Raw genomic sequence first — 806 nt, forward strand, 5'->3', positions numbered from 1 at the left:
TTGCGATATTGCTTGCCACATACAAAACCTCGCGAATCTATTTGACCACCAATAGTTTAGGATAAACGACAAGAGATTGGCGCGGAGTTGAGCATACTTCGGCAAGAAAACTTTGATTAAAAACACCTATTTTTTATAAGTGTGAATCAAATCTCCTATAAGCCTATGATTTGTCGGCTTAACATATGGAGCAATTTGTTTACAACAGGTATGATTATTTTTTTGACTTTAGTTCCATTGGTGGCATGAAAATACTGATATGTGATGACTCGGCGGTTGCTCGTAAGCTTATCGCTCGAACCATCGTACAAGATACCTCATTGCACCTTATCGAAGCCCAAGACGGGAATGAGGCGCTGAAAATCTTAGCCGAACAAAATATTGACGTTTTGTTCCTCGATTTAACGATGCCCATTATGGACGGTTTCGAGGTTCTTGAGTCTTTACCCGTCAGCCATTATCCAACTCAGATCGTGATCGTGTCGGGTGATGTACAACAAGAAGCAAAGCAGCGCTGCCTAGAGTTAGGGGCAATGGATTTTATCGCAAAGCCGTTGTCAGAAGAACAAGTCATCCCGCTGTACGAGCGTCTTGGGTTGCATTATGCACAGCGAACATCAATTGAGCTTAATTCTGCACAAAGCCAAGAAGAGCTTTCATCCCTTGCCAAGTTTCGTGAAATTGCCAACATTGCGCTAGGCAAAGGGGCGGCCATTATGGCTGATCACTTGCATGAGTTTATCCAGTTGCCAGTTCCGCATGTTGGGCCATTGTCCTATGGTGAATTGCATATGACGCTGGTGGAC

The 806-nt window shown here is 43.8% G+C and carries 1 protein-coding gene; it reads left to right on the top strand.

Annotated features, from left to right (window positions below):
- Positions 1 to 245 precede the first annotated feature (245 nt).
- A partial coding sequence (locus tag R7Q46_RS26255; RefSeq protein WP_318078094.1) for a response regulator occupies positions 246 to 806 on the top strand: 561 nt, incomplete at its 3' end.

This window comes from Vibrio sp. 811 (assembly GCF_033339195.1).